2 pseudogenes are annotated in these 524 nt (G+C 42.4%); both read left to right on the top strand.

Annotation, left to right across the window (positions count from 1 at the left end):
• Positions 1 to 80, top strand: a pseudogene (locus tag ABD481_RS47135) (transcriptional regulator ArgR); the annotation flags it as partial.
• 375 nt (positions 81 to 455) lie between these two features.
• Positions 456 to 524: pseudogene (locus ABD481_RS47140) on the top strand (hypothetical protein); the annotation flags it as partial.

Raw genomic sequence — 524 nt, forward strand, 5'->3', positions numbered from 1 at the left:
TCTTTACCAGCCCTGCGCGCGGTTTTACGGTGAAAGACCTGCACGACGCCATTCTGGTTCTGTTTGAGCAGGAACTCTGAGTAATTCCCCTCTGGCTACCGTCAGAGGGCGACTCCCTTTTCTTTTGCCTCTCCCCCCTTCCGGCACAACAACTATTTAACACTTAGTGTCATTTACGCCGTCTATACGTTCTTTTACTAACGCGAAAATCGTAAAACGCACAAAAGATCAAATTCGTATACCTTTATGAATTTATTAGAAATAAATCTTATCGCTGTCGCTAACGTGTCATTTTTAATTCTTATCCGTTATAAAAAGCGCAATCCATTGTAACTATTAACGCACAAAACAATTAGCATGGTATTAATATTTTTGGTGATTAGTGTATACTTGGTTTTGTGATGAGGGTCACGAAACAAAGCCCCCCAACAAAAAGATTCGACGAGGTGAACATCATGAAAATCAAAACCACTGTAGCTGCTATCAGCATCCTGTCCGTCGTGTCGTTTGGCGCTTTCGCCGCT

Source organism: Catenulispora yoronensis (assembly GCF_039531695.1).
Taxonomy (GTDB): Bacteria; Actinomycetota; Actinomycetes; order Streptomycetales; family Catenulisporaceae; genus Catenulispora; species Catenulispora yoronensis.